Below are 249 nucleotides of genomic sequence, written 5' to 3' on the forward strand. Positions count from 1 at the left end.
CTGGTATTGATATTGACCAGCAAGCCCTGATTGCGACAAAAGACAACGCCGAACGTAACAAGGTCGGTGATAAATTCAGTCTTTACCTGCCAACTCAGCAGCCTAATACTCAAGTTGATTTGGTTCTGGCCAATGTTCTTGCCGGCCCGTTACGTGAACTTGCCGATACGATAATTGGCTTCGTTGCGCCAGGGGGACAATTAGTCTTATCCGGAATATTGGAGCGACAAATAGAAGGGGTTATTGAAG

At 46.6% G+C, this 249-nt stretch carries 1 protein-coding gene; it reads left to right on the forward strand.

Annotated elements, in window-relative coordinates; all coding sequences use genetic code 11:
- On the forward strand, nt 1–249 hold a 249-nt coding region (locus tag B3180_RS03880), incomplete at both ends, for a 50S ribosomal protein L11 methyltransferase (RefSeq protein ID WP_286843232.1).

Origin of the sequence: Idiomarina sp. UBA4206, from assembly GCF_002383015.1 — a bacterium.
Lineage (GTDB): Bacteria > Pseudomonadota > Gammaproteobacteria > Enterobacterales > Alteromonadaceae > Idiomarina > Idiomarina abyssalis.